This is a genomic window from Sphaerisporangium album (assembly GCF_003323745.1).
GTDB classification, from domain to species: Bacteria; Actinomycetota; Actinomycetes; order Streptosporangiales; family Streptosporangiaceae; genus Sphaerisporangium; species Sphaerisporangium album.
This window is the reverse complement of the sequence record NZ_QOIL01000018.1, coordinates 151,573-175,974: the sequence shown is the minus strand read 5'-3', so window position 1 is coordinate 175,974 and position 24,402 is coordinate 151,573. Positions and strand designations below refer to the sequence as shown.

20 protein-coding genes are annotated in these 24,402 nt (G+C 72.5%); 9 read left to right on the top strand and 11 right to left on the bottom strand.

Translation table 11 applies throughout. The features are described from left to right. The first annotated feature begins 187 nt into the window (after positions 1 to 187). On the top strand, positions 188 to 1,450 hold the full coding sequence (gene thrS / locus DQ384_RS28880; RefSeq protein WP_281274124.1) for a threonine--tRNA ligase: 1,263 nt from the start codon (positions 188 to 190) through the stop codon (positions 1,448 to 1,450). 175 nt (positions 1,451 to 1,625) lie between these two features. Here thrS and DQ384_RS28875 read toward each other — a convergent pair whose 3' ends face one another. Beyond that, a complete protein-coding gene (locus tag DQ384_RS28875) occupies positions 1,626 to 2,243 on the bottom strand; it encodes a LysE family translocator (RefSeq protein WP_114032020.1) in 618 nt (205 codons plus the stop codon). A gap of 105 nt (positions 2,244 to 2,348) precedes the next feature. On the opposite strand from DQ384_RS28875, the gene DQ384_RS28870 reads away from it, so the two are divergent. Beyond that, the gene (locus DQ384_RS28870) at positions 2,349 to 2,801 is read left to right on the top strand and encodes an Lrp/AsnC family transcriptional regulator (protein WP_114032019.1); all 453 of its coding nucleotides are present in this window, start codon (positions 2,349 to 2,351) and stop codon (positions 2,799 to 2,801) included. Between the two features lie 164 nt (positions 2,802 to 2,965). On the opposite strand, the gene DQ384_RS28865 is transcribed toward DQ384_RS28870, so the two are convergent. From DQ384_RS28865 to DQ384_RS28855, 3 genes are all read right to left on the bottom strand, one after another. Then, positions 2,966 to 5,263: an ATP-binding cassette domain-containing protein gene (locus DQ384_RS28865; protein ID WP_114032018.1), complete on the bottom strand. Its 2,298-nt coding sequence runs from the start codon at positions 5,261 to 5,263 to the stop codon at positions 2,966 to 2,968. Positions 5,264 to 5,379: 116 nt separating this feature from the next. Next, complete coding sequence (locus DQ384_RS28860; protein ID WP_114032017.1) at positions 5,380 to 6,231, bottom strand: ABC transporter permease; 852 nt, start codon at positions 6,229 to 6,231, stop codon at positions 5,380 to 5,382. Further along, complete coding sequence (locus DQ384_RS28855) at positions 6,228 to 7,109, bottom strand: ABC transporter ATP-binding protein (protein ID WP_114032016.1); 882 nt, start codon at positions 7,107 to 7,109, stop codon at positions 6,228 to 6,230. The genes DQ384_RS28860 and DQ384_RS28855 overlap by 4 nt, the downstream gene beginning before the upstream one ends. Before the next feature lie 243 nt (positions 7,110 to 7,352). On the opposite strand from DQ384_RS28855, the gene DQ384_RS28850 reads away from it, so the two are divergent. After that, positions 7,353 to 8,162, top strand: coding sequence for a MerR family transcriptional regulator (locus DQ384_RS28850; RefSeq protein ID WP_342769462.1), 810 nt, complete (start codon positions 7,353 to 7,355; stop codon positions 8,160 to 8,162). Here DQ384_RS28850 and DQ384_RS28845 read toward each other — a convergent pair. From DQ384_RS28845 to DQ384_RS28835, 3 genes are all read right to left on the bottom strand, one after another. Next, positions 8,131 to 8,967: a nitroreductase/quinone reductase family protein gene (locus DQ384_RS28845; protein ID WP_114032014.1), complete on the bottom strand. Its 837-nt coding sequence runs from the start codon at positions 8,965 to 8,967 to the stop codon at positions 8,131 to 8,133. The two genes, DQ384_RS28850 and DQ384_RS28845, sit on opposite strands and share 32 nt — an antisense overlap. A 648-nt stretch (positions 8,968 to 9,615) precedes the next feature. After that, complete coding sequence (locus DQ384_RS28840) at positions 9,616 to 10,866, bottom strand: RNA polymerase sigma factor (RefSeq protein WP_114032013.1); 1,251 nt, start codon at positions 10,864 to 10,866, stop codon at positions 9,616 to 9,618. 294 nt (positions 10,867 to 11,160) lie between these two features. Further along, positions 11,161 to 12,513 carry a serine hydrolase domain-containing protein gene (locus DQ384_RS28835; RefSeq protein WP_114032012.1) on the bottom strand — a complete coding sequence of 451 codons (1,353 nt, stop codon included), beginning with the start codon at positions 12,511 to 12,513 and terminating at the stop codon, positions 11,161 to 11,163. Between the two features lie 142 nt (positions 12,514 to 12,655). Here DQ384_RS28835 and DQ384_RS43765 point away from each other — a divergent pair, with 142 nt between their 5' ends. From DQ384_RS43765 to DQ384_RS28820, 3 genes are all read left to right on the top strand, one after another. Next, positions 12,656 to 12,778, top strand: coding sequence for a hypothetical protein (locus tag DQ384_RS43765; protein WP_281274123.1), 123 nt, complete (start codon positions 12,656 to 12,658; stop codon positions 12,776 to 12,778). A 281-nt stretch (positions 12,779 to 13,059) separates the two neighbouring features. Further along, a complete protein-coding gene (gene recD2 / locus DQ384_RS28825; RefSeq protein ID WP_114032011.1) occupies positions 13,060 to 15,273 on the top strand; it encodes an SF1B family DNA helicase RecD2 in 2,214 nt (737 codons plus the stop codon). 715 nt (positions 15,274 to 15,988) lie between these two features. Continuing rightward, positions 15,989 to 17,200 (top strand): L,D-transpeptidase, encoded by a 1,212-nt coding sequence (locus tag DQ384_RS28820; RefSeq protein WP_245966851.1) that lies wholly within the window; start codon positions 15,989 to 15,991, stop codon positions 17,198 to 17,200. 244 nt (positions 17,201 to 17,444) lie between these two features. On the opposite strand, the gene rox is transcribed toward DQ384_RS28820, so the two are convergent. From rox to DQ384_RS28805, 3 genes are all read right to left on the bottom strand, one after another. Then, positions 17,445 to 18,869: a rifampin monooxygenase gene (rox, locus tag DQ384_RS28815; protein ID WP_220183195.1), complete on the bottom strand. Its 1,425-nt coding sequence runs from the start codon at positions 18,867 to 18,869 to the stop codon at positions 17,445 to 17,447. A 516-nt stretch (positions 18,870 to 19,385) separates the two neighbouring features. Further along, positions 19,386 to 20,153: a phytanoyl-CoA dioxygenase family protein gene (locus DQ384_RS28810; RefSeq protein ID WP_114032008.1), complete on the bottom strand. Its 768-nt coding sequence runs from the start codon at positions 20,151 to 20,153 to the stop codon at positions 19,386 to 19,388. Positions 20,154 to 20,401: 248 nt separating this feature from the next. Then, entirely contained in the window at positions 20,402 to 21,388 is a 987-nt protein-coding gene (locus tag DQ384_RS28805; protein ID WP_245966850.1) for a radical SAM protein, read from the bottom strand. A gap of 501 nt (positions 21,389 to 21,889) precedes the next feature. Here DQ384_RS28805 and DQ384_RS28800 point away from each other — a divergent pair. The 3 genes from DQ384_RS28800 to DQ384_RS28790 all read left to right on the top strand — a co-directional run bounded on the left by DQ384_RS28800 (position 21,890) and on the right by DQ384_RS28790 (position 23,593). Beyond that, positions 21,890 to 22,213 (top strand): DMT family transporter, encoded by a 324-nt coding sequence (locus DQ384_RS28800; RefSeq protein WP_114032007.1) that lies wholly within the window; start codon positions 21,890 to 21,892, stop codon positions 22,211 to 22,213. Positions 22,214 to 22,342: 129 nt separating this feature from the next. After that, positions 22,343 to 23,107: a TetR/AcrR family transcriptional regulator gene (locus DQ384_RS41625; protein WP_342769461.1), complete on the top strand. Its 765-nt coding sequence runs from the start codon at positions 22,343 to 22,345 to the stop codon at positions 23,105 to 23,107. Between the two features lie 165 nt (positions 23,108 to 23,272). Continuing rightward, positions 23,273 to 23,593, top strand: a complete 321-nt coding sequence (locus tag DQ384_RS28790) for a DUF952 domain-containing protein (RefSeq protein WP_114032006.1) — start codon at positions 23,273 to 23,275, stop codon at positions 23,591 to 23,593. Positions 23,594 to 23,600: 7 nt separating this feature from the next. On the opposite strand, the gene DQ384_RS28785 is transcribed toward DQ384_RS28790, so the two are convergent. Further along, positions 23,601 to 24,401, bottom strand: a complete 801-nt coding sequence (locus DQ384_RS28785) for an ABC transporter permease (RefSeq protein ID WP_114032005.1) — start codon at positions 24,399 to 24,401, stop codon at positions 23,601 to 23,603. Position 24,402 lies beyond the last annotated feature (1 nt).

Below are 24,402 nucleotides of genomic sequence, written 5' to 3'. Positions count from 1 at the left end.
AGGCGGGCACTCCTGACACTCCTGAAGCGGACCGGGAGACCCGGAAAGGGCGCGTGCGCGGCGGACCGCTCTGCTACCGTTGGCGGCATGAAGCGCGCTGCCATGACGACGACGCCGGAGGTTGTCCCGGCGCGCTGACACAGTCTGAGTCCGAAGCCCCGGGGCGAGTGCCCCGGGGCTTCGGCTTGTGGTCACTCGCCCGGCACCCCGCGAGGAGACCACCATGCACGACCATCGCAAGCTCGGCCGCGAGCTGGGCCTGTTCGACACCGACCCGCTGATCGGCGCGGGGCTGCCCTACTGGCTGCCCGACGGGGCGATCGTGCGCCACACCCTGGAGGAGTACATCCGCGACGCCGAACGGCGGGCCGGCTACCGGCACGTGTACTCGCCGGTGCTCGGAAAACGGGAGCTGTACGAGATCTCCGGGCACTGGTCCCACTACAGCGACGACATGTTCCCCCCGATGGACCTCGGGTCCGAGCAGGTCGTCCTGCGGCCGAGCCTGTGCCCCCACCACGCCGTGATCTACCGCTCGCGCTCCCGCAGCTACCGCGAGCTGCCGCTGCGCATGGCCGAGCTGGGCGGCATGTACCGCTCGGAGCCGTCGGGCGTGCTCGGCGGGCTGACCCGCGTACGCGCCATCCAGCTCAACGACGCGCACATCTTCTGCACCCTGGACCAGGTCGCCGAGGAGGCGCGGGCGGCCCTGGAGATGATCCGCCGCGCGTACGGTGCGCTCGGCATCGACGCCGCCCGTTACCGGCTCTCCCTGCCGGGGCCGGGGGGTAAGTACGTCGCCGCGCCCGAGATGTGGGAGCGCGCCACCGTCCTGCTGACCGAGGTCCTGGACCGCTCGGGCGTGGCGTACGAGGCGGCCGAGGGGGAGGCGGCGTTCTACGGGCCGAAGATCGACATCCAGGTCGCCGACGGCGCCGGGCGGGAGTCGACCCTGTCCACCGTCCAGGTCGACTTCCACCAGCCCCGGCAGTTCGACCTGCACTACATCGGCGCGGACGGCGCCAGGCACCGGCCGGTCATGGTGCACCGCAGCATCATCGGCAGCGTCGAGCGGGCCGTCGCCCACCTCATCGAGCGCCACGGCGGCGCCTTCCCCGCCTGGCTCGCCCCGACCCAGGTGGTGATCCTCCCGATCACCGAGGACGAGCTGCCGGACGCGGCGGCGCTCGCGCGGCGATGCGCCGAGCTCGGGCTGCGGGCCGAGGTCGCCGGTCCCGGGCGGGGCAGCCTGGGCGCCCGCGTCCGGGAGGCCCGTCTGGTCCCCTACCAGGCGGTGATCGGCGCCAAGGAGGCCGCCACCGGCGAGGTGGCGCTGCGCCTGCGAGACGGCCGCCGCCTGGATCCCCGGCCCGCCGCCGACGCCCTCGCCCGCATCGGCGCCCTCGTCCGCTCCCGCAGCACCGACCTGTGGGACGCGGCCGTCGCATGAACCGCCCGCCCTGCCCCCGCCGTCCGGCCGACGGGGTGCGGCACCTCACGCCCCACGTCCCCTTCGCCGGGCACGGGCAGTCCGGCATCGGTTCCGAGAACGGGACGCAGGGGCCGCTCGAATGCGCCATCCCGCAGACCATCACCGAGGCGGGCCCGCGTGAGGGGCGGTCGCGTCAGGTGAGCATGTGGCCGACGAGCAGCCAGGCGCCGATGCCGATCATGGCGGCTCCGGACAGGCGGCCGATGACGCGGGCGGCGGCGGGGCGGCCGTGCAGGACGGTGCGGGTGACCGAGCCGAGGCAGAGGTAGAAGACGGCGCACGTGGCCATGAACGCCAGCCCGAGGACCAGGATCTGCCCGGCGACGGGCCAGGCTCCGTGCGGGTCGGTGAACTGGGGGAGCAGGGCGAGGAAGACGAGCAGGCCCTTGGGGTTGAGACCGCTGACGCCGATGCCCCTGACGAAGGTGTCCCAGTCGGTGCCGGCCGGGCCTGCCGCCGGAGTGCCCGGGGCCGAGGGGCGGGCGAAGGTGCTCGCCCCGTGCCACATCAGGTACAGGCCGCCGACCAGGGTCAGTCCGGTGAGGATGGCCGGCGATCGGGCGACCAGCGCGCCGACTCCGGCCGCGACGACGAGGGTGACGGCCGCGTAGCCGACGACCAGCCCGCTCACCGCCGGGTAGACCGGACGGCCGCGCAGTCCGGCGCTGATGGTGAACGCCCAGTCGGCGCCCGGGACGACGATGAGCAGGAGCGCGACCGCCCAGAAGGCGAACACGGAAGCGGCGGCCACGAACGTCCCCCCAACCTCGGCTTGATCGGAAGAATAGGCCCGATCTCCTCGAAAGTGCTTCCAACTTTCGCCCGAGAAGCGACCGTTCGTGGAAGCATCTTCCGTATGGACCGCATTGATCGGAAGATTCTTGCCGTGCTCCAGCAGGAGGGCCGTCTGACGATCACCGAACTGGCGGCGCGGGTCGGGCTGAGCGTCTCGCCGTGCCACCGCCGGCTGCGGGAGCTGGAGCGCGGCGGCGCGATCCGCGGGTACCGGGCCGTGGTGGACGCCGACGCCCTCGGCCTGAGGTTCCAGGCACTGGTGTTCGTCACCATGCGCCAGGAGGACCGCGACACCCTGCTGGGGTTCGAGGCGGCGGTGGCGCGGGTGCCGGAGGTGGTGCAGGCGCAGCGGCTGTTCGGCGACCCCGACTACCTGCTGCGCATCGTCACCGCCGACCTGGGCGCCTACCAGCGCCTGGAGGACGACATCCTGTCGGCGCTGCCGGGCGTGCAACGCCTGAACTCCACCCTGGTGATGAAGCACGTGGTGAACGACCGTCCCCTGCCCACGTGAGCGCGGGCCCCAGGTCCTGCCGGTGGGGTGACGCGAACGCTGTGTCGGGTCATCGTGACCACCTGCCGCGCCGGCACCGGACGCGCACGCGTGGGCCTGCCGCGCCCGGTGGCGTGACAGGCCCACGCGTGCCGCCCGGACCGGGACGGCCGGGTCCGGTCGGCTCAGGTCTGGTCGACGTAGTCGCGCAGGTGCACGGCCGTGAGGGTCGTGCCCGAGGCGACCAGGTCGGCGGGGGTGCCGGAGAAGACGACCCGCCCGCCGTCGTGCCCGGCCCCGGGGCCGAGGTCGATGATCCAGTCGGCGTGGGCCATCACCGCCTGGTGGTGCTCGATGACGATCACCGTGTTGCCGTCGTCGACCAGGCGGTCCAGCAACTCCAGCAGCTGGTCCACGTCCGCCAGGTGCAGGCCGGTGGTCGGCTCGTCCAGGACGTAGGTCGTGCCGTTCCTGGCCATGTGGATGGCGAGCTTGAGCCGCTGGCGCTCGCCGCCGGACAGAGTGGTGAGCGGCTGCCCGAGCCCCAGGTAGCCCAGGCCCACCGCCGCGAGCCGGTCGAGGATGACCCGCGCCTGGCCGGTGGTGAAGAAGTCGCGGGCCTCGGCCACCGGCATGGCGAGCACCTCGCTGATGTTCTTGCCGCGCAGGGTGTAGGAGAGCACCTGCGGCGTGAAGCGCCGGCCCTCGCACTGCTCGCACACCGAGGCGACCTCGGCCATCATCGCCAGATCGGTGTAGATCAGGCCGATGCCCTTGCAGGCCGGGCAGGCGCCCTCGGAGTTCGCGCTGAACAGGCCGGGCTTGACGCCGTTGGCCTTGGCGAACGCCGTCCGGATCGGGTCCAGCACCCCGGTGTAGGTGGCCGGGTTGCTACGGCGCGAGCCGCGGATCGGCGACTGGTCGGCGACGACCACGCCGTCACGCCCGGCGACGTACCCGTGGATGAGCGAGCTCTTGCCCGACCCGGCCACGCCGGTGACGACCGTCAGCACGCCGAGGGGGATCTCGACGCTCACGTCCCGCAGGTTGTGCAGGGACGCGCCCGTGATCGGCAGGTGCCCGGCGGGCGGGCGGACCTTCTCGCGCAGGCGCACGCGGTGGTCCAGGTAGCGGCCGGTGAGGGTGCCGGACCGGCGCAGGCCCGGAAGGTCGCCCGCGTAGCAGACGCGGCCGCCGGCGGTGCCGGCGCCGGGGCCGAGGTCGACCACGTGGTCGGCGATCTCGATGGTCTCCGGCTTGTGCTCGACGACCAGCACCGTGTTGCCCTTGTCGCGCAGCTGGAGCAGCAGCTCGTTCATCCGCTGGATGTCGTGCGGGTGCAGCCCGGCGGTGGGCTCGTCGAAGACGTAGGTGACGTCGCTGAGGCTGGAGTTGAGGTGGCGGACCATCTTCACGCGCTGCGCCTCGCCGCCCGACAGCGTGGAGGACTCCCGGTCCAGGCTCAGGTACCCCAGGCCGATGCCGACCAGCGACTCCAGGGTCTCGCGCAGGGAGTCCAGCATCGGCCCGACCGAGGGGTCGCGGATCTGGCCGACGAACTCGGCCAGGTCGCTGATCTGCATGGCCGAGCACTGGGTGATGGTGCGCCCGTCGATGGTCGCGGTGCGCGCGGCCTCGTTGAGGCGCGCGCCGCCGCAGGCGGGGCAGCGGGTCAGCTTGACCGCCCGGTCGGCGAACGCGCGGGCCCCCGGCTGCATCGACTCGCGGTCCTTGGCCAGATAGATCCGCCGGACCTTGGTGATCAGCCCCTCGTAGGTCATGTTGTTGGAGCCGATCTTGACCTTCGTGGCCGGCTTGTGGAGGAAGTCCTCCCACTGGTCCGCGGTGTAGTCCTTGAGCTTGACGTCCGGGTCGAAGAACCCCGACAGCGCCATGAGCTGCCAGTACCAGGTGTCCACCGCGAACCCGGGCACCTTGATGGCCCCGTCGTTCAGCGACAGCTCCCGGTCGACCAGCTCGTCGACGTCGATGTCGGAGACCTTGCCCAGGCCCTCGCACTCCGGGCACATGCCCTCGGCGCGGTTGAAGCTGAAGGCGGAGGGCGGCCCGACGTGCGGGGTGCCGACGCGGCTGAACATGATCCGCAGCATGGTGTGGGTGTCGGTGGCGGTGCCCACGGTGGAGCGGGCATTGGAGCCCATCCGCTCCTGGTCGACGATGATCGCCGCGCTCAGGTTGCGCAGTGCGTCGACGTCCGGGCGGTTGAGGCTCGGCATGAACCCCTGGATGAACGCCGTGTAGGTCTCGTTGATGAGCCGCCGCGACTCGGCGGCGATGGTGTCGAAGACCAGGGACGACTTGCCGGAGCCGGAGACCCCGGTGAACACGCTGAGCCGCCGCTTGGGGATGTCCAGGGAGACGCCGGTCAGGTTGTTCTCGCGGGCGCCGCGGACCTGGATGACGTCATGGCCGTCGGCGGCGGTGTGGTCCGGCCGGCGGCCGGCGCGTCCGGCGCCGCTCACCGTGCTGACCGAGTTTGCTGTTTCTGCTGTTTCTTCGAGGGGGCTGGAAGCCACGGAACCCTTCTATCTTCGGCCGGTGACGGATGGCTGGGGGAGTCGGAGGGAGCCGGGAGAGCCTACATCGGGCGCTGCATGGCCTTTTCCCGTCTTTCCGCCACGCTGGACCCCGACTCGCGCCGGGCCATGCGGCGCAGCACCACGGGCGCCACGAGCAGGCCGGCGACCGCCCACGCCCCGAGGACGCCGGCCGTCTCCAGGTGCCGCCAGGACTCGCCGATCTCGGCGACCGCCAGCGCGTCCGGCAGCAGCGCCGAACGCAGCCCGAGGCCGATCCAGTACAGGGGGAACGCCTGTGCGATGCCCTGCAGCCATTCGGGGAACCCGCTGACCGGATAGAACACCCCCGAGATCGCCACCAGCCCCATGATGGGCACGGTGACGAGGCCCAGGCTCTGCACGCTGCCGAACACCGCGCCACAGATCGCCCCGATGGGCAGCACCGCGACCAGGCCGAGCGCCAGCACCCAGGCCAGCGTCAGCCAGGACGACACCGCGCCGATCTGGAGGCCGTCGAACAGCAGCGCGGCCGGGATCAGCGGGATCAGCACGCTGAGGACGACCATGCCGGACCTGCTGATCACCTTGCCGACCAGGTAGCCGACCATGCCGTTGGGCGTGGCCTTGGCGCGCAGCAGCGTGCCGTCCTCGCGGTCCAGGGTCAGCATCATGGCCAGGGCCGTCACCCCGTTGAGCACGATGTTCATCGCCAGGATGCCCGGAATCGCCTGCGAGCCGAGTGAGAAGTCCGTGCCCGGGACCGTGTTGCCCCGCAGCAGGTACATCACCACCAGCGCGACGGCCGGGAAGAACGCCGCGCCCCACAGGTCCTGGCCGCTGGTCGCGCTCTGACGCAGCTCGATCCGGCCGCGCGACACCCCGGCGCGGACGGCCACCGTCGTGGCGTTCACGCGCCCACCCCGGTCAGCTCGCGGGCCGCGTGGTGCTGCCCGGACTCGAACTCGCGCACCATGGCCAGGTACACCTCGCTGAGGCTCACCCTGCGGACCTCCAGATCGCCGATCGCCTCGCCGTGGCGGGCGAACAGCTCGCGCACGTACCCGGTGGCGTCCTGCACCGACTCGGTGAAGAACTCCCCGTCCCTGCTGTAGCGGACCTCGGCCTTGCCGGAGAAGCGGGCGGCCAGCTCGGCGGCGGTGCCGTCGGCGACGATCTCGCCGCCCGCCAGGAGCACGATGCGGTCCGACAGCTTCTCGGCCTCGTCCAGGTCGTGGGTGGTGAGCAGGATCGCGGTGTCCTCCAGGCCCGACAGCCGGCGCACCAGGTCGTGGAAGTCCTGGCGCGCCACCGGGTCGAAACCGACGGTCGGCTCGTCCAGGAACAGCAGGTCCGGACGGCCGACCAGGCCGATGGCCACGTCCAGCCTGCGCCGCTGCCCGCCGGACAGCCGGGCGATCACGGTGCCGGCCTGCCCGGTGAGCCCGACCAGGGCGAGCAGCTCGGCGGTGTCGTACGGACGGGGACGTGCGGGCGTGCCGTAGGGGGCGTAGTAGAGGCCGAGGTGGTCGAGCAGTTCCGCGGCCCGCCACCTGCCGTGGTCTCGCCAGGACTGCAGGACGACGCCCAGCCGTGCGCGCCAGGCCTCGTCCCCGTGGTCGGGGTCGGTGCCCAGCACGCTGACCTCTCCGGCCGAGCGCCTGCGGAACCCTTCCAGGATCTCGATGGTGGTCGTCTTTCCGGCGCCGTTCGGCCCGAGCAGGGCCAGGACCTCGCCGCGGTGCACGCGCAGGTCGACGCCGCGCAGCACGTCGTTCGCGCCGTAGCGCATGCGCAGACCGCGGGTCTCGATGACCGGTTCGGCTCCGGACGGCGCGGCGGGACGGGGACCCGGCGCGGAGGGGACGTCCCCGGCGTGCGGCGGTGATATGTGACGAGCGGGATCTCGGGATTCGCCGTCATTGGCGGCTGCATTCATGCCTTCAAGTTTCTCATTGAAGTACCGAGTGAAGACTTTCCTGCCTGGCTGGCCCGTCTATGCTGGGCCGATGAACCGAGAACCCTCAACTCGCCGGTGAACGCTGTGGTGAGGGGGCCGGGGCTGCGTCCGGTCGACCTGGCGCGGCTGGTGGGCGTCTCGACCCAGCAGATCCGCAACTACGCCGACGCGGGGGTGCTGCCGCCCGCTCCGCGCACGCCGTCCGGCTATCGCAGGTTCGACGAGCGGCACCGCGGCGCGCTGCTCACCTACCGGACGCTGGCCGCCGGCTACGGGTGGGACACCGCCCGGTCGATCATGCAGGCGGTGCACGCGGGGGACCTCCCTTCGGCGCTGGCCCTGGTGGACGCCGCTCACGCCATGGTGCACGAGCAACGCCGCGCGCTCCAGGCCACCGGCGAGGCGCTGGAGGCCGTCGCCGTGCAGGACCCGGGCGACCCGGCATCCTCGCGGGCGGGCATGCGCATCGGCGAGGTGGCCGCACACCTCGGGGTGCGCACGTCGGCCCTGCGGGTCTGGGAGTCGGCCGGGCTGCTGGCCCCCAGACGCGAGCCGGGCACCGGGTACCGCCGCTTCGGGCCGGCCGACGTCCGGGACGCCCGCATGATCATCATGTTGCGGCAGGGCCGCTATCTGTTCCCGCAGATCCGGCTCGTCCTGGACGGCCTGCGCCGCACGGGCGGCAGCGACGCGCTGCGCGCCGCCATCGCCCAGCGGCGGGCGGAGCTGACCGGGCGGGCGAGGGCGATGCTGGAGGGCGCGGGCCGCCTGAACGACTACCTCGCCTCCCTGGCCGCCCGGCCCCCCGGCACAGAGCCCGCCGGCAGGGAGGCCACCGTCAGGAGTGCGCAGGTCAGGGGGCCTGCGCGTCCAGGACCGGGATGAGCTGCTCCTCCTCGTAGGCCAGGTGCGCTTCCAGCTCGTCGATGAGCCGCTCGACCTGGGCGAGCACTCCCGCCGAGCCCGCGTCCGGCCCGGTGACGGCCTGCCGCAGCTCCTCCAGCAGCACCGCGACCTTCTCGTGCTCGGCGCGCAGGCGCTCCAGCACCGGGGCCAGGTCGGGGCGCAGCCCGGCCACGTGGGGGAAGATGCCGGTGTCCTCGCCGACGTGGTGGTGGTGCAGCCCTTGGCAGACGGTCAGGCAGTTCACCCGCAACTGGGCGGCGAGCCCCGGACCCGAGCGGGCGACCTCCGCGCGGACCACGGCGAGCTCCCGCCGGAACGCGTCGTGGATCGCCCTCAGGGCCGCGCCGAACGACGTCGCCCGGGGCGGCCCGCCCGCGACCTGCTGGAGGGCCACCACGGGCAGGACGCGCGTGGTCTTGGCCTGGTAGGCGGTCCACCCGGGGTCGGCCTCGGCCGCGCGGGCGAACAGGCGGTCGCGTTCGGCCCCTTCCAGCACGATCGCCCGCGCCTCGACGGTGAAGACGCCGTACTCCACCGTGACGCGAGGGTCGGCCACCAGATTGTGGTACCAGGCGGGGTGTTTGGGCGCTCCGCCGCCCGAGGCGATGACCAGTGTCCGCTCGCCGCCGTCGGGAAGGTAGGCGAGCGGGGTGGTGTGCGGCCGTCCGGACCGGGCTCCGGTGGTGGTCAGCAGGAGCAGCCGCCCGCCCTCGAACGGGCCCCCGACCCGTCCGCCGTTGGCGCGGAACTCCTCGATGATCTGCCGGTTGAAATCGCTGGGCATTCTGTGTTTCTTCTCCAGGCATGACGATGCCGCGAACGGTACGCGGGCATGGCGAGATGGCCGCCCCGCGGGCGGCCGGAATGGAATCGTGAAACGGCTTTTCGCCGCGGTACGGAAATGCGGGAGGCGCCGCGCCGGGACATCCGTGAGGAACGGACGGTTCGCCGTCCGCACGGGAACTCACCGGGGCCGCGACCTCGGCGGCGACGCGCCATCGTGAACACGAGCGGTCACGGAGAATGCGCGGAGAATACGAAAGGCGGACCTCTGGCCCGCCCGGCGCTCACGCCGTGGCCGGGTGCCTCACTCGCTTATGGCCCATGGCCGACCCGGCAGTCACAAAACAAACCCTAATGCCAGGAAACACGCCAGGGCAACCGGTCTCAGCTCGTGGCCATGTCGTCGTGAACCGCCCAGGTCCGGTGGCGGCCACGTCATGGACCACGTCGACGGCCATGGCGTGGCGGCGCGGTCCCACCACCGCCGGATCGCCGAAAGGCCCGACAGGAACAGGGCCCCGGCCGCCGGCCCCTCCGGCGAGATGGACTTCTGACCTCTCACCCAGGTCACCCGATCAGGCGCGTCACCTGCGTCACCGCGAACCCGGGCGCGCCGCCGCCCGTCCCGGCGCTCGCGTGGCGGGCCGGCTCAGGAGGGGCGCGCCTGGGGGGTCAGGCGGGCGGCGCGGGACTCCAGGTAGCGCTGCTCGGGCAGGCTCGTGGTGTGACGGGCCGCCGTACGGTAGTGCGCGCGGGCGGCCTCCAGGTCACCGGCCATCTCCAGCAGGTGGGCGCGCACCGCCTCCAGCCGGTGGGAGCCCGCCATCCGCTCGTCCCGCTCCAGCCCGGCCAGCAGGTCCAGCCCCGCGCGGGGCCCGCCCACCATCGCCGCCGCCACCGCGTGGTTGAGGGTGACCACCGGATTGGGCTCCACCTGGGACAGCAGCCGGTACAGCTCCAGGATCTGCGCCCAGTCGGTGTCCTGCGCGCGCGGCGCCTCGGCGTGCACCGCGGCGATGGCCGCCTGGAGCTGGTAGGGGCCGAGCGGCGCGCTCGACAGCGCCTCGGTGATGAGCGTCACGCCCTCGGCGATGTGGGCGCGGTTCCACCGGGAGCGGTCCTGCTCGGCCAGCGGGATCAGCGCGCCGTCCGGCCCGGTACGCGCCGCGCGCCGCGCGTCGGTCAGCAGCATCAGCGCCAGCAACCCCGCCACCTCGCCGTCGGCGGGCAGCAGGCGGCGCACCGCGCGGGCCAGCCGGATCGCCTCGGCCGTCAGCTCCACGCGCTGCAGGTCGGGGCCCGAGCTCGCGGTGTACCCCTCGTTGAAGATCAGGTACAGCACGTGCAGCACCACGGCCAGCCGCGTGGCCCGCTCCTGCTCGGGCGGCATGCCGAACGGGATGCCTGTGGCCTTGATCCGCTGCTTGGCCCTGCTGATGCGCTGGGCCATGGTCGCCTCGGGCGCCATGAAGGCGCGGGCGATCTGCGCGGTGGTCAGGCCGCCGACGGCGCGCAGCGTGAGCGCGATCTGCGAGGCGGCGGTCAGCGCGGGGTGGCAGCACAGGAACAGCAGGGTCAGGGTGTCGTCCTCGCCGGGCGCTTCGTCGCCGGGGGCCGGGGCGTCCTGCGGCGGGGTCATGGCGGCGACGGTGACCTCGCGCACGCGGCGGGCCTGGTCGCTGCGCCACTGGTCGGTGAGCCTGCGCGAGGCGACGGTGATCAGCCAGGCCCTGGGACTGTCGGGCACGCCCTGGCCGGGCCATTGCAGGGCGGCGGCCAGCAGCGCCTCCTGGACGGCGTCCTCGGCGGTGTCGAAGTGCCCGTGGCGGCGGATGAGCGCGCCGAGCACCTGCGGCGCCAGCTCCCGCAGCAGCTCCTCGACCGCCGTGCCGGTGCTCATCGCCGGACCGCCGCTCGGGCCGGGGTCCCGGCCCCGCCGGTGCTCGGCCGTCTCCCTCGAAGTCACGCTGACCCCCGCCGCTCCACGCCCCTTCCCCGGACCACCAGAATGTACTGCACCCCGGGGACGCGGGTGCGGCGACGCGACGCCCGTGGTGGTCGCGCGCCTATGAGGCCGCCTGTCGGGATCGACGGTCCACAGGGTCGAAACGCCGGAGGTCACGCGCAGGCCGAGGTCGTGAACCACTGATCCGCCGGCTCCTTCGACGTGCACCACACCGAAGGAACCGCCGGGTCAGCGCCAGCCCGGGTCCTCCACGCCTCCGGGGACCGGGGCGGCGGGGTCGTAGGGGAGGCGGGTGAAGATGAAGGTGTTCAGGTCCAGGTGGCTGACCGAGCCGTCGGGGCGGCGCACCAGGCGCATGACCTCCCCGGCGTAGTAGCCGTCCAGCCCGAGCCAGGTGCCGTCGGCCTGGGCGGCGAAGCGGGAGGCCCGGCCGGGGTGGCCGAGCGGGGTGAGGGCGACGTCGCGGCCCGGCAGCAGGCGCAGTACGTAGGCGGCCGGGCCCCAGTACCAGGGGCCGGTGAGCTCCAGCAGGTCCGGGTCGGCGGGGGCGGGCGCCCACTCGGCGGGGATGGCGGGCTCGTGGGTGTCCAGGATGTCCAGCAGGTCGGTGGCGACCGATCCGCGCAGCCCCGAGGTGGTGTTGGCCATGCACAGCACGCCGGTGCGGTCGGCCGGGTCGGCCCACACCACGGCCAGGAAGCCCGGCATCGACCCGCCGTGCCCGACCAGGCGCCGCCCCCGGTGGCGCAGCAACTGGACGCCGAGGCCGTAGCCGCCGGTCCAGGCGTCGCCGTCCTCGACGATGGCGGGCTCGCGCATCTCGGCCAGCGTGGCCGGGCGCAGGACGCGCTCGTCGCCGCCGGACAGGAACGCCGCCCAGCGGGCCAGGTCGGCCGGGGTGGACCACAGCTGCCCCGCCGGGGCCATGGCCACCGCGTCGTGCTCGGGCTCGGGCAGCAGCACGTCGGCGAAGGGGTGGACGGCGTAGCCGCGCGCGTGCGGCTCGCGCGGGCGGGTGGTCGTGTCCTGCATGCCGAGCGGCCGAAGGATCTCGGATGCCACGGCCTGGTCCCAGCCGGTGCCGCGGTGGCGGGCGACCAGCTCGCCGAGCAGGGCGAAGCCGACGTTGGAGTAGTGGAACCTGCGGCCGGGCCGGTGGCGCGCGGACTCGTCGGTGAGGGCGCCGGTCAGGGCCTCGACCGGCACGCCGGGGGTGCGTTCCCACCAGGGGCCGGGGGGCTCGGCGGTGAGGCCGCCGGTGTGGGCGAGCAGCTGGGCCACGGTGACCTCGCCCACGGGGGCGGAGGGCACGTGCTTGCCGATCGGGTCGTTGAGGTCGAGCGCGCCCTCGTCGCGCAGGCGCATCACCATGACGGCGACCAGGGTCTTGGTGATCGACCCGATGCGGTACTGGGTCGCGGGCGTCGGGACGGCGCCCTCGACCGTGCCCCGGGCCGCGAACCAGGCCGGCTCGCCGTCGCGGACGATCGTGACGGCGAGCGAGGGCGCCCGCGCCTCGGACTGCTCGATCGCCACGCGCCGCAGCAGCGCGCGCGCCGTGGCCTCCAGAACCGCCGCCATCCGGCCGCCTCCCCGTCATCCGTACGCCGCTCGCCGGCAACCCTGCCACACTAGCGGGGATCTTCTCTCGCGCTCGCCCCCGCGCGGGGACGCTGCCACCGGCGTAACCACCCAGGCGGGTTACGTGGCGGATGGTCTGACGATGCGCTCCCCGGAGGGCGCCATCCACCGGTTCGCCCCGGGCGCGCTGTGCCTGGAGTTCCTCACCACCGGCGGCCCCGGCCCGCCACCACGCGCTGCGCGTCCCCGGCGACCTCGCCCGTGACGCGATCGAGCCGTTCACCGGGCCGCTGCAGCCGAAGCCGGCGCTGGTGACGTAGCCGACCGGGGCGCTGTGGGTGAACACCGGTTCCTTCCCCGACACGGCAGCCGCGCGGCGTGGGGACCGTGGGAGCACCCGGGCACGGATCAAAGCCTAAGTGCGGGTTATCACACAACAATCGAGCGACGACGCGTCAGACGGGTCAGAGGCGCCCCAGACAATGATCTCTCGAACAGAGTCGAACTGCTCTAACCTTGGCGAAAGGGCTGGGAGAGAGGGGTTCGGTGACCGCTGGATCAGATGGTCCCCCTGGTGCGAGTTTTCAAGGAGTCCTGGAGCGCATCACCTACGCCAACGAGGAGACCGGGTACACCATCGCCCGGGTCGCGCCCGAGCGCGGCGGCGCCGACCTGGTCACCGCGGTCGGCCCGTTGCTGGGCGCGCAGGTGGGGGAGAGCCTGTGCCTGCGCGGCCGCTGGAGCTCCCACCCCAAGTACGGCAGGCAGTTCGAGGTGTGGTCCTACTCCACCGTCCTGCCGGCCACCGTGCAGGGCATCCAGCGCTACCTGGGATCGGGGCTGGTCAAGGGCATCGGCCCGAAGATGGCCGAGCGCATCGTCGGCCATTTCGGCACCGCGACGCTGGACGTCATCGAGACCTCGCCCGAGCGCCTGGTCGAGGTCCCCGGCCTCGGCCCCAAGCGCACCAAGATGATCGCCGTGGCCTGGGAGGAACAGAAGATCATCAAAGAGGTGATGATCTTCCTGCAGAGCGTCGGGGTGTCCACCTCGATCGCGGTGCGCATCTTCAAGCAGTACGGGGACACCTCCATCACCGTCGTCAAGACCGAGCCCTACCGCCTGGCCGACGATGTGTGGGGCATCGGCTTCAAGACCGCCGACACCATCGCCCAGGCCGTCGGCATTCCGCACGACAGCCCCGAGCGGGTCAAGGCCGGCCTGCGCTACACCCTGTCGCAGGGCGCGGACGCCGGCCACTGCTTCCTGCCCGCCCCGAACCTGATCGGCGACGCCGTCAAGATCCTGGAGGTCGGCCCCGACCTGGTGGCGAGCTGCCTGGAGGAGCTGGTCGCCGCCGAGGGCGTGGTCCGCGAGGAGGTCCCCGCCGCCGAGGGCCCGGTTCCGGCGGTCTACCTGCCGCCCTTCCACCGCGCCGAGCAGGCGCTGGCCGGCGGGCTGCGCCGCCTGCTGGACTCCGGCCACGACCGCCTCAAGGCCTTCGCCGCCGTCGACTGGGAGGCCGCCTTCGGCTGGCTGCGCAAGCAGACCGGCTCCGAGCTCGCCCCCGAGCAGGCCGACGCGGTAAGGCTGGCCCTGACCGCCAAGATGGCCGTCCTGACCGGCGGGCCGGGCTGCGGCAAGAGCTTCACCGTGCGCTCCATCGTCGCGCTGGCCCGCGCCAAGAAGGCCAAGGTCATCCTGGCCGCCCCCACGGGCAGGGCCGCCAAGCGCCTGGCCGAGCTGACCGGGCACGAGGCCACCACCGTCCACCGGCTGCTGCAGTTGCGCCCCGGCGGGGAGGCCACCTTCGACCGCGAGAACCCCCTGGACGCCGACCTGCTGGTCGTCGACGAGGCGTCCATGCTGGACCTGCTGCTGGCCAACAAGCTGGTCAAGGCCGTGCCCTCCGGCGCCCACCTGCTGTTCGTCGGTGACGTGGACCAGCTGCCCTCGGTCGGAGCCGGGGAGGTCCTGCGCGACCTGCTCGCCGCCGACGCCGTCCCCCGGGTGCGGCTGACCCAGATCTTCCGCCAGGCCCAGCAGTCCGGCGTCGTGGTCAACGCCCACCGCATCAACACCGGCCTGAGCCCCGTCCTGGAGGGAATGGCCGACTTCTTCCTGTTCCCCTGCGAGGAGCCCGAGGAGATCGCGGCGCTCACCGTCGACGTGGTGGCCCGGCGCATCCCGCGCAGGTTCGGCCTCAACGCGCGCCGCGACGTGCAGGTGCTCGCCCCGATGCACCGCGGCGCGGCCGGGGCGGCCAACCTCAACACCGCCCTGCAGGAGGCGCTCACCCCCTCCCGGGACGGCATGCCCGAACGGCGCGTCGGCGGGCGGGTGTTCCGGATCGGCGACAAGGTCACCCAGCTGCGCAACAACTACGACAAGGGCGTGGCCGGGGTGTTCAACGGCACCGTCGGGGTGGTCACCGACCTGCGCCCGGAGGAGAGCAAGCTCACCGTACTCACCGACGAGGACGAGAGCGTGGAGTACGCCTTCGACGAGCTGGACGAGCTGGCCCACGCCTACGCCGTCTCCATCCACCGCTCTCAGGGGAGCGAGTACCCGGCCGTGGTGATCCCTCTGTCCACCAGCGCGTGGATGATGCTGCAGCGCAACCTGCTCTACACGGCCGTGACGCGCGCCAAGAAGCTGGTGGTGCTGGTCGGTTCCCGCCGCGCCCTGGGCCAGGCCGTGCGCACCCGCGGCGCCGGGCGCCGCCACACCGGCCTCACTCACCGCCTACGCCAGGACTGATCACCCGGGGACGTCCCGGCGCCTCCCGAGCGGTGCGGACGTATTGTCGTCCCCGCGCACGCGGCGACCTTGCAATGCTCTCCGTCACGGTCCGCTGCCTTCCGCCGATCACCGTGATATCGCTCCGTCAGGGGGACAAAGGCGGCGGCCTGGGTGACGCGCCCACGGCTCGCCGGGGGCGGCGCCCGGCGGGTGCGCGCCGGCGCGTGTTCGAACAGGCTCGTGTTCCCAGAAGATCGCCGCATGTGAGACGACGCGCGACTTGTTCACGGACAGTACTCGTGAATGCGCCGCGTAACAGGGGCGTCGGGCGAACATGGTCTTTTCGGTGATCTAACCGCCTTTTCGGACGCGGCGGTACGAGCCTCTGCGCGGATCCCGGCCCGCCCGAGGCCGCGGCGCCGGAACGCCCGCCGATCACCCGAGCCGCAGGCCGGACGGCCGCGCCACGGGAGCGAGAGCCGCTACGGGCCGGACGCGGCCCCTGCTCCACGCCGGTACGGCCCATACCGAATGATCGTTCACGGTCGCGCCGCGCGGGCCTTTCCTGACCCGATCGGGAGGATCTTCTTGACCACCCGTGGTGGCTTTGGTGGGCCCATTACCCGCGCCAAGTGACCGAAATGTGATCTAACTCGCCCAAAAGATGCGCGTTCAGGCGTGCATGCCCATTAGGGTTTTTTTAATGGGCTTTGGCGCCGTGGGGGAGAGGTCTGTGCGGGACATTCGTCAGCGTCTGAGGACTCCGATCGCCGTGCTGGCCGTGGTGACGGCCGGGCTGCTGACCGCGTCGTGCTCCGGCGCGCCCGGATCGCCGGGCACCGGAACCGGGCCGGGCGCCGAGACGACCGCGCCGCCCACGCCCGCGCCCATCATCAAGATCAGTCCGGCGAAGGGCGCCAGCAAGGTCCGCCCCGACAAGAACGTCGTGGTCACCGCCAGCAACGGGGAGCTGGAGGAGGTCACCGTCCAGGGCGAGGGCGGCAAGGTGCTGGAGGGCGAGTTCGACGCCGACCACACCAAGTGGGTGTCCAAGGGCCCGCTGAAGCCCGCCAGCGACTACACCGTCTCGGCGAAGGCCACCGGCGACGGCGGCCCCGCCACCGTGACCAGCTCCTTCACCACCCTCAAGCCCGCCCAGGAGCTGCGCATCATCGACGTCACGCCCAACGTCAAGGGCGAGACCGTCGGCATCGGCATGCCGATCATGGTGCGGTTCAACCAGCCCGTCGGCGACAGGAAGGCCGTCGAGGAGGCACTGCAGGTCACCACGCAGAAGCCGGTCGAGGGCGCGTGGCGCTGGATCGACAACAAGTACGTCATCTACCGGCCCGCCAAGTACTGGCCCGCCCACCAGAAGGTCCGCTTCACCGCCGCCCTGGAGGGCGTGCGCGCCGGCAAGGACATGTACGGCGTCAAGAACTACGCCACCACCATGCAGGTGGGCGCGGCCTGGATCAGCACGGTGAACACCAGGACCCACACCATGGTCGTCCGCAAGGACGGCAAGATCGTGCAGAGGATGGCCATCAGCGCGGGCAAGGCCACCACCCGCGAGTACACCACCACCAACGGCATCCACCTCACCATGGAACGCGGCAGCCCGGTCACCATGATCTCCCCCGGGAAGAAGGAGGGCGACCCCGGCTACTACAAGGAGGTGGTCGACCACGCCGTGCGCATCTCCAACAGCGGCGAGTACGTCCACAGCGCGCCCTGGTCGGTCGGCTCGCAGGGCCGCGCCAACGTCAGCCACGGCTGCATCAACGCCCGCCCCGACCAGGCCAAGTGGTTCTACGAGAACTTCCACCGCGGCGACGTCGTCAAGATCGTCGGCACGAACCGCGCGCTGGAGTGGAACAACGGCTGGGGCTTCTGGCAACTGCCGTTCAAGCAGTGGAAGAAGGGCAGCGCCCTCGACGCCTGAGGGCACGGCCACCGCGCCAGAGCATTCGACAGGGACAGCCGTCGGAGCGGATGGCGAGGCGGCCTCCAACCTCGACTGTCAGGTCATACGTTGTGATCTGACAGACTCCTGGCCACGGCCAACGCGACCGAGTCGTGCGGCGCCGGTGGCGGGTGCGCGCCGGCGTCCTCGGTTCCCTGGTGCTGGACACCGCTCCTGGCTGTTCCGATCCTCCTCACGGGCCTTTTCGGTTGCTCAGGCGAAATCAGTCGGCGGGCTTGCCGAACCAGCGGGCGAGGTGGCCGTCCAGGTCCTGCTGATCGTCGCCGATCCAGGCGACATGGCCGTCGGGGCGTAGCAGGACGCACGGAACATCCAGTACCGCAGTGGGATCCGCGAGGTAATCGACCCGGTCTGACCAGCCGCCGACGGTCAGGCGTTCGGTACGGTCCAGTAGCAGGCCGCGGCCGCGATGCAGCAGACCGTAGAGGTGGCCCTGTTTCACGTCGATGTCGCGCAGGCGGCGGCCGAGCAGGTCGGGGCCTTCGCCGAAGTCGTAGCGGATGCCGATCGCGGTGATCTTCTCGATCAGATGGCGGTTCACCTCGTCGAAGTCCATCAGCTCGGTGAGCAGCCTGCGCACGGCCTGCGGGCCCGGTTCGGTGGACAGCAGTTCCATCTGGGCGCGGGTGTTGTCCAGCACGTCCTCGGCGACCGGATGACGTTCGGCCTGGTAGGTGTCCAGCAGAGTTTCCGGGGCCCAGCCGCGGATCTGTGCGGCCAGTTTCCAGCCGAGGTTGAATGCGTCCTGGACGCCCAGGTTGAGGCCCTGTCCGCCGGTGGGTGGATGGATGTGTGCCGCATCGCCGGCCAGCAGCACCCGCCCGACCCGATAACGTTCGGCCAGCCGGGTCGCATCCCCGAAGCGGGACAACCAGCGCGGGGAGTGCACGCCGAAATCGGTTCCGGCGATGGCGCGCAACTGTTGTTTGAAATCCTCAAGGGTGGGTGGTTCCGCGCGGTCGCTGACTCCCGCGGCGGGGACTACGACGCTGTAGATCCCTTCGCCGAAGGGCCTGAGCCAGAATCGCTTCGTGGTCTCGCTGATTTCGGTCACCTTGGCGGCGATCTCTTCCTGCGGTACACCCACTTCCATCTCGCCCATCAGCGTGTCGGACCGTGAGGGCTCGCCGGGGAAGCCGATGCCGAGCAGTTTGCGCACCGTACTGCGCGCGCCGTCACAGCCGACGAGATAGCGCGAACGCAGCTGTTCCCCGTCGGCCAGCTCGACGGTCACACCCTCGTCGTCCTGCGCGAAACCGGCGACCGCGCAACCGCGCCGGACCTGCGCACCCAGTTCGACCGCATGTTCTTCGAGCAGGTGAACGATGACCGGCTGCGGGATGCCCAGCAGATAGGCGTACGCGGAATCCAGGCCCTGGGGCACGGGTTTGGTGATGGCGGCGAAGAAACCGGCGGCCGGTCGCTGTCTTCCGTGTTCGAGAACGCGATCCAGCAGTCCGCGCATCGCCATCAGCTCGAGACTGCGGATATGCAGGCCGACTATGCGGACGAACGACTTGGGCGCGGTTTCCTTCTCAAGTACGAGTACCCGTACATCGTGCAGCCGCAGTTCGGCGGCGAGCATCGCACCAGTCGGCCCGCACCCGGCGATGATCACGTCGAACATGAGGGGCGCGCGATCGGCGCCGGAGGCCGGCGACCGGAGTCCGGGGACGTCGCGCGCGGTGAAGTCGCGCTCGACCGTATCGTTCGACGACGGCTCGGGGGTGACCCGCGGAGAGTGCATAGGTGTTGCCTTTCGGGAGTGCCTTGTTGGCGAGGCGCTCCCGGCGACACCTACGTCAATCGCCCGGCCGTGACGGGAAGGGGGAGCACCCACATCGATACAGCGTTCATGGGTCTCACCTCCTCGGGCGGTGTCACGGTCAACCGCAAGCTACAAGCCCGAGCATCGCGCCGTCCAATCCTTTTCCAGCCACGTGATCACGACTCCGAAGCGGCCCGTGCGGTTGCAGGGCGCCGGGCAGCTTCACCCGCGCGGCGGGGCCGGTCGGCGAACTCGGCGATCAGGCGGCGGGTGACGCGGGGAGCCGGCAGCGCCTCCCCGGCGGCCGCGACCCGGAGGTCACCTTCCGCCCGTAGCCGGGGGCGGGTCTGGCCGTCCGCGCGGGCCGGTGTCTCCTCAGGCGCCCAGGCCCTGGCGGACGGCCGTCTCCAGCGGCGAGTACGCGCCGTCCGGCCGGTGCACGGCCAGCGGCTCGCGCAGCAGGACGGGCGTCTGGGACATGAACCTCGGCTCGGTGCCCCGGTGGGCCTGCGCGGCGTGCACCAGGAACGGGTGGCACAGGAAGGCGTCGCCCGGCGCGCCGGTGGCCAGGACCTGCGGGCGGGCGGCGGTGGCGTCCACCACCGCCGGGTACAGCTCGGCGAACGCCGGGCCGTCCTGGCCGTGGGGCTCCAGCACGGCCGGCACGTCCAGGTGCGAGCCCACCCGGATGCGGGTCGGCGCGTCGTCCGGGCCGACCTCGGAGTACAGCATCAGCAGCAGCATGGTCCTGGCGCCCAGGGCCACCCCCCACGATCCGTCGGGGCGCGGGACACAGGAGTCGAGGTGCCAGCCGGTGTCGTCGGCAGGTGGCAGGCCGGGAAAGCGGACGGGCGCGTTGCCGACCGACCCCCGGGGGAACCAGCGGCCCGCGCCGGCGATCTGGTCCAGGGCGGCGTGCAGCCGGGGCGAGCGGATCGCCTCGCCCAGGGCGCCGTGGCCGTGGTCGTCGGCCGCCCAGCGCACCGGCTCGGTCCAGCCGGAAGGCTCGCCGGGGCTCAGGCCGATCTTCTTCCATAGCAGGCCGCGCGCCCGGTCGGCCACCTCGCGGGGGAAGGCCTCGCGCAGCGGCAGGAAACCGTCGCGCACGAACCGCCCGAGCTCCTCGTCGGTGAAGACCCCCACCAGACCTCCTCACAGGCACCGCTGTCCGGCTGCGGACGCTACCGGACCGCCCGGCAGGGCTCCACCCATTTACCGGACCTGTCGGTCCCGACGCGGCGGTGCGGGGGCCGGTGGTGACGGCGGTCCGCCGGGGCGCGGAGAGGATGCCAGGCGCCGTCCGAGGCGACGTGGCGGTACCAGCGGGCGTGCGCCCCGGGACCCGCACCGGTGCGGCGGGGGCCCCGCACCCGCAGGCGGAATGGGCACGCCTACAGCAGGGCGAGCTGGCGGTCGGCGGACCGCTGGGCCTGCCAGGGGGCGCGCCGGGCGCCGATGCCGTACAGGCGGGCCAGCTCGTTCACCCGGCCGACCACGCGCCGGCGATAGTCCTCGCCGGCGAGCGGACCGCCGGCGTACAGCTCCTCGTAGCGCGGCAGCAGCCGGGGGTGCTCCTCGGCCAGCCAGCGCAGGTACCACTCCCGCGCCCCGGGGGGCAGTTGCAGGACCATCGGGGTGAGGCTCACGGCTCCGGCCTCGGCCACGCGGCGCACCACCGCCCGCAGCTGGTCCTCGGAGTCGGTCAGGCACGGCAGGATGGGGCCCATCAGCACCCCGCACGGCACCCCGCGCTCGCCCAGCTCGGCGCACAGCTCCAGGCGCTTCTGCGCGCTGGGCGCGCCGGGCTCGACCGCGCGGCGCAGCCGGTCGTCCACGAACCCGATCGACACCCGCGCCTCGACCTGGGCCACCTCGGCGGCCCCGGCCAGCAGCTCGGCGTCCCGCAGCACCAGCGCGCTCTTGGTCATCACGCGAAACGGGTTCCCGGCGTCGCGCAGCGCCGCGATGATGCCGGGCATCAGCCGGTAGACCTGCTCGGCCTCCTGGTAGCAGTCGCCGCTGAAGCCGATGCCCACCGGCTCGCCCTTCCAGCGCGGCGCGGCCAGCTCGGCCCGCAGCCGCTTGGCCGCGTCGGTCTTCACCACGATGGCCGAGCCGAAGTCGCGCTCGCCGTCCAGGCCGAGCTGGCGGTGACCGCCGCGGGCCGCGCAGTACAGGCACGCGTGCGCGCAGCCGCGGTAGGGGCTGACCGCCCAGGACACGCCGAGGCCCACGGCCTCGGGGACCCGGTCGATGATCGTGCGGGACGGCACCTCGTAGAAGGTCGTGGCACCCGAGGCGCGGCGGACCGCCCGCCGCTCGATTCGCGGCCGGGTCGCGGGGGTGCTCTCGACAAGGGGAAGGGCGTCGAAACGCATGACTGATAGTGGAACACGCATTCGATACCCGTGGCAAGCGAACGCACCGCCGAGACACGGCCCGGAAGGCTCCGCGCGCCGTGACCGTTCGGCTTCACGCCGTGGCCGCCCGCGGCCGCCCGCCCGGGACGTCGCGGTCGCCCGGTAGCACTTGGTCCTGGTCACCGGGCAGGTCCGGCGGTGCGGGGCTCGGGCGGCGGCCGGATCCGCCGGCCCGCCCGGGACGCGCCGCACGCTCCCCGGGGTCGCCGGATCGGCCGGGCACCACAGGTCCCATGCCGACCCGGCCGTGTCGTGCCAGGAGTCGCCAGGAGCCGTCTGAACGGCGGGACGTTGCCGAAGCCTCGTGGGGAGCGTCCGCCTTCTGGGCGTCCGGCGCGGCCCTTCACCCCCACGGCGATCCCGGAAACCGCGCAATCGGGCAAATATCCCCCCATTCCACTAAACTGGTACGGACGTACCGGTATCCGCAGCCGGTCAGGATCATGGAGGCCGGTTGTCATGGCGTGGTTGCTGCTCGCCGCCGCGATCGCTTCGGAGGTGCTGGCGACCACGGCGCTCAAACTGAGCGACGGCTTCGCCCACAAGGGCTGGGCGGTGGTGGTCGTCGTCGGCTACGTCACCTCGTTCGCCCTGCTGGCCCGCGCCTTGAAGCTGCAGATGGAGATCGGCGTCGCCTACGCGGTGTGGTCGGGCGTCGGAACCGCCGCCATCGCCGTGATCGGGGCGCTGTTCCTGGGCGAGGCCATGAACCTCGCCAAGGCCGGGGGTATCGTCCTGATCATCGCCGGGGTGGTCCTGCTCAACCTGGCCGGCGCCCATTGACCGGCCCGGCCGCGGCCTCCGCGCACCCGAGCGGGCGGGGGCGTCTGCCTCCCGGGCCGGTCCTTCCGGCCGCCCGCCGTCCCGCGCACGAGTCCTGCGACCGTCCGGACGGCGGGGCGCCGGGGAACGATGGTCCTGATACCGGATCCGTGGAGGGCGCCGATGACGACGGAAAGGCACTCTTCCCCCCAAAGGCACCCTTGCGCGCCTGACGCACCGGGGCCTTCGGGGACGACGGCGCGGCCGCCCCAGGAGCGGGGACGGCGCCGGCGCGCGGCGCTGCTGGCGGCGGCGGTGGGCCTGCTGGAGGAAGGCGGGTTCACCGCGGTCACCCACCGGGCGGTGGCCGGCCGCGCGGGGCTGCCGCTCGCCGCGACGACCTACTACTTCACCTCGCGCGACGAGCTGGTGTCCGAGGCGTTCGCCCTGCTGGTCGTCCGCGAGCTGGGGGAGATGCGCGCCCGCCTGGAACCGGGGACGCCGCGCGATCCCGAGTCCCTGGCGGCGCTCCTGGCCACGGCGATGGGCCCGGGGGCCGTCCCGGGCGCGGGGAGGGGCTCACCGGCACAGGCGGGCTCGCGGGGGGCAGGTGAGGGCGACCGGCTGCGTCAGCTCGGCCTGTGGGAGCTGTACCTGCAGGCCGGCCGCGACCCGGCGTTGCAGGCCATCGCGCGCGACTGGACCGACGGGTGCGACGCCCTGGTGGCCCAGGTCCTCGACCACGCCGGATACCCCTCCGGACGCGCGTCCGCGCGCATGATCGGCATACTGCTGGCCGGTCTGTGGATGGAGTACGCGGTGGAGGGCCGCCCCGAAGCCGCCCAGGAGGCCCGCGAGATCCTCCTCCGAGCCCTCCGCGCGCTTTCCCCGTCCGCTCCTGGTCGCGCCGGCTGAGGTCCCTCCGCCCCCGGTGACCGCCGTCACGGGGTCCGCGAGCCGGACGGCGGGATCTCCCGCGGCTCGACGACACGCGACATGGGGCTGCGGGGGCGGCCGAGGAGCACTTTGCGTGGGAACCGGCGTGTCCGCAGGGGTGTGGGGTGATCTACGCTGTCGACGGTGACGATTCTTCATCTGGCGCTGGCCGATGACTGGACGGCCGCGGTCGACGCGGGCGAGTACCGCGTCTCCACGCTGGGGCGGACCCTGGCGCAGGAGGGCTTCATCCACGCCTGCGCCGATCTGGAGCAGTTGCGCGGTGTGGCGGGGCGGTACTACGGCGAGGTGACCGAGCCGCTGGTGGTGCTGGCCATCGACGAGGAGCTCGTGGGCTGCCCGGTGGTGCGGGAGATCCCCGAAGGCGCACAGGAGGCGTTCCCCCACATCTACGGCCCGCTCCCCGTCAGCGCCGTCGTCCAGGTCACGCCGTTCCGCCGCTGACCGAGCCTCACTCGCACAGGGTGCGCTGCAGGCGGCGGGCGGCGAACAGCAGGCCGCCCACGACCATGGCCAGCAGGTAGGCGGCGTGGGCGAGCAGCCCCCAGGCCATCTGGCCGATGGCGATTCCCCGGACCAGCTCGACCGCGTGGTAGAGCGGGGTGAGCTGGATCAGCACCTGCATCGCCGCCGGGTAGTCGCCGACGGGGGAGAAGGTGCCGGAGAACAGGAACAGGGCGAACTGGCCGGTGGACATCAGGTCGAAATCCTGCCAGCCGCGCAGCAGCGTGCTGATCGCCATGCCGATCGACCCGAAGGCCAGCCCGACCAGGATGGTGGCCGGGAACGCCGCCAGCGCCCACAGCGGCGCGGCCAGCCCGAGGGCGACCATGACGACCAGGAACAGCCCGGTGTACAGGGAGCCGCGGACCATGGCCCAGCCGAGCTCGCCGACGGCGATCTCGAAGGGCCGCACCGGGGTGGCCAGGACCGCCTCGAAGGTCTTCTGGTACTTCATCTTGAAGAAGAAGTTGTAGGTGGTCTCGGCGAGCGCGCCGGACATGGCCGACACCGCCAGCATCGCGGGGGCGACGAACGCGGCGTAGGGCAGTGACCGGTCGCCGACCTGCAGGTCGCCGACGAGCGCGCCGACGCCGACGCCGATGGACAGCAGGTACAGCACGGGCTCGAAGAACCCCGACAGCAGCACCAGCCAGTAGGCGGGGCCCGAGCGCAGCGCCCCGACGTTTCGGCCGAACACCGCGCCGACCCGGGCCGGGGAGACCCGGGCGGCGATCATCGTGGTCACCATG

Excerpts from the sequence above, each read along its gene's own strand:
- DQ384_RS41625 (WP_342769461.1), top strand. The coding sequence starts at position 22,343 with ATGGTCCTGATACCGGATCCGTGGAGGGCGCCGATGACGACGGAAAGG.
- DQ384_RS28870 (WP_114032019.1), top strand. The coding sequence starts at position 2,349 with ATGGACCGCATTGATCGGAAGATTCTTGCCGTGCTCCAGCAGGAGGGC.
- DQ384_RS28840 (WP_114032013.1), bottom strand. The coding sequence starts at position 10,866 with ATGAGCACCGGCACGGCGGTCGAGGAGCTGCTGCGGGAGCTGGCGCCG.
- DQ384_RS28805 (WP_245966850.1), bottom strand. The coding sequence starts at position 21,388 with ATGCGTTTCGACGCCCTTCCCCTTGTCGAGAGCACCCCCGCGACCCGG.
- DQ384_RS43765 (WP_281274123.1), top strand. The coding sequence starts at position 12,656 with ATGCGCTCCCCGGAGGGCGCCATCCACCGGTTCGCCCCGGGCGCGCTG.
- DQ384_RS28785 (WP_114032005.1), bottom strand. The coding sequence starts at position 24,401 with ATGGTGACCACGATGATCGCCGCCCGGGTCTCCCCGGCCCGGGTCGGC.
- DQ384_RS28835 (WP_114032012.1), bottom strand. The coding sequence starts at position 12,513 with ATGGCGGCGGTTCTGGAGGCCACGGCGCGCGCGCTGCTGCGGCGCGTG.
- DQ384_RS28855 (WP_114032016.1), bottom strand. The coding sequence starts at position 7,109 with ATGCGCTACGGCGCGAACGACGTGCTGCGCGGCGTCGACCTGCGCGTG.
- DQ384_RS28800 (WP_114032007.1), top strand. The coding sequence starts at position 21,890 with ATGGCGTGGTTGCTGCTCGCCGCCGCGATCGCTTCGGAGGTGCTGGCG.
- DQ384_RS28845 (WP_114032014.1), bottom strand. The coding sequence starts at position 8,967 with ATGCCCAGCGATTTCAACCGGCAGATCATCGAGGAGTTCCGCGCCAAC.
- rox (WP_220183195.1), bottom strand. The coding sequence starts at position 18,869 with ATGTTCGACGTGATCATCGCCGGGTGCGGGCCGACTGGTGCGATGCTC.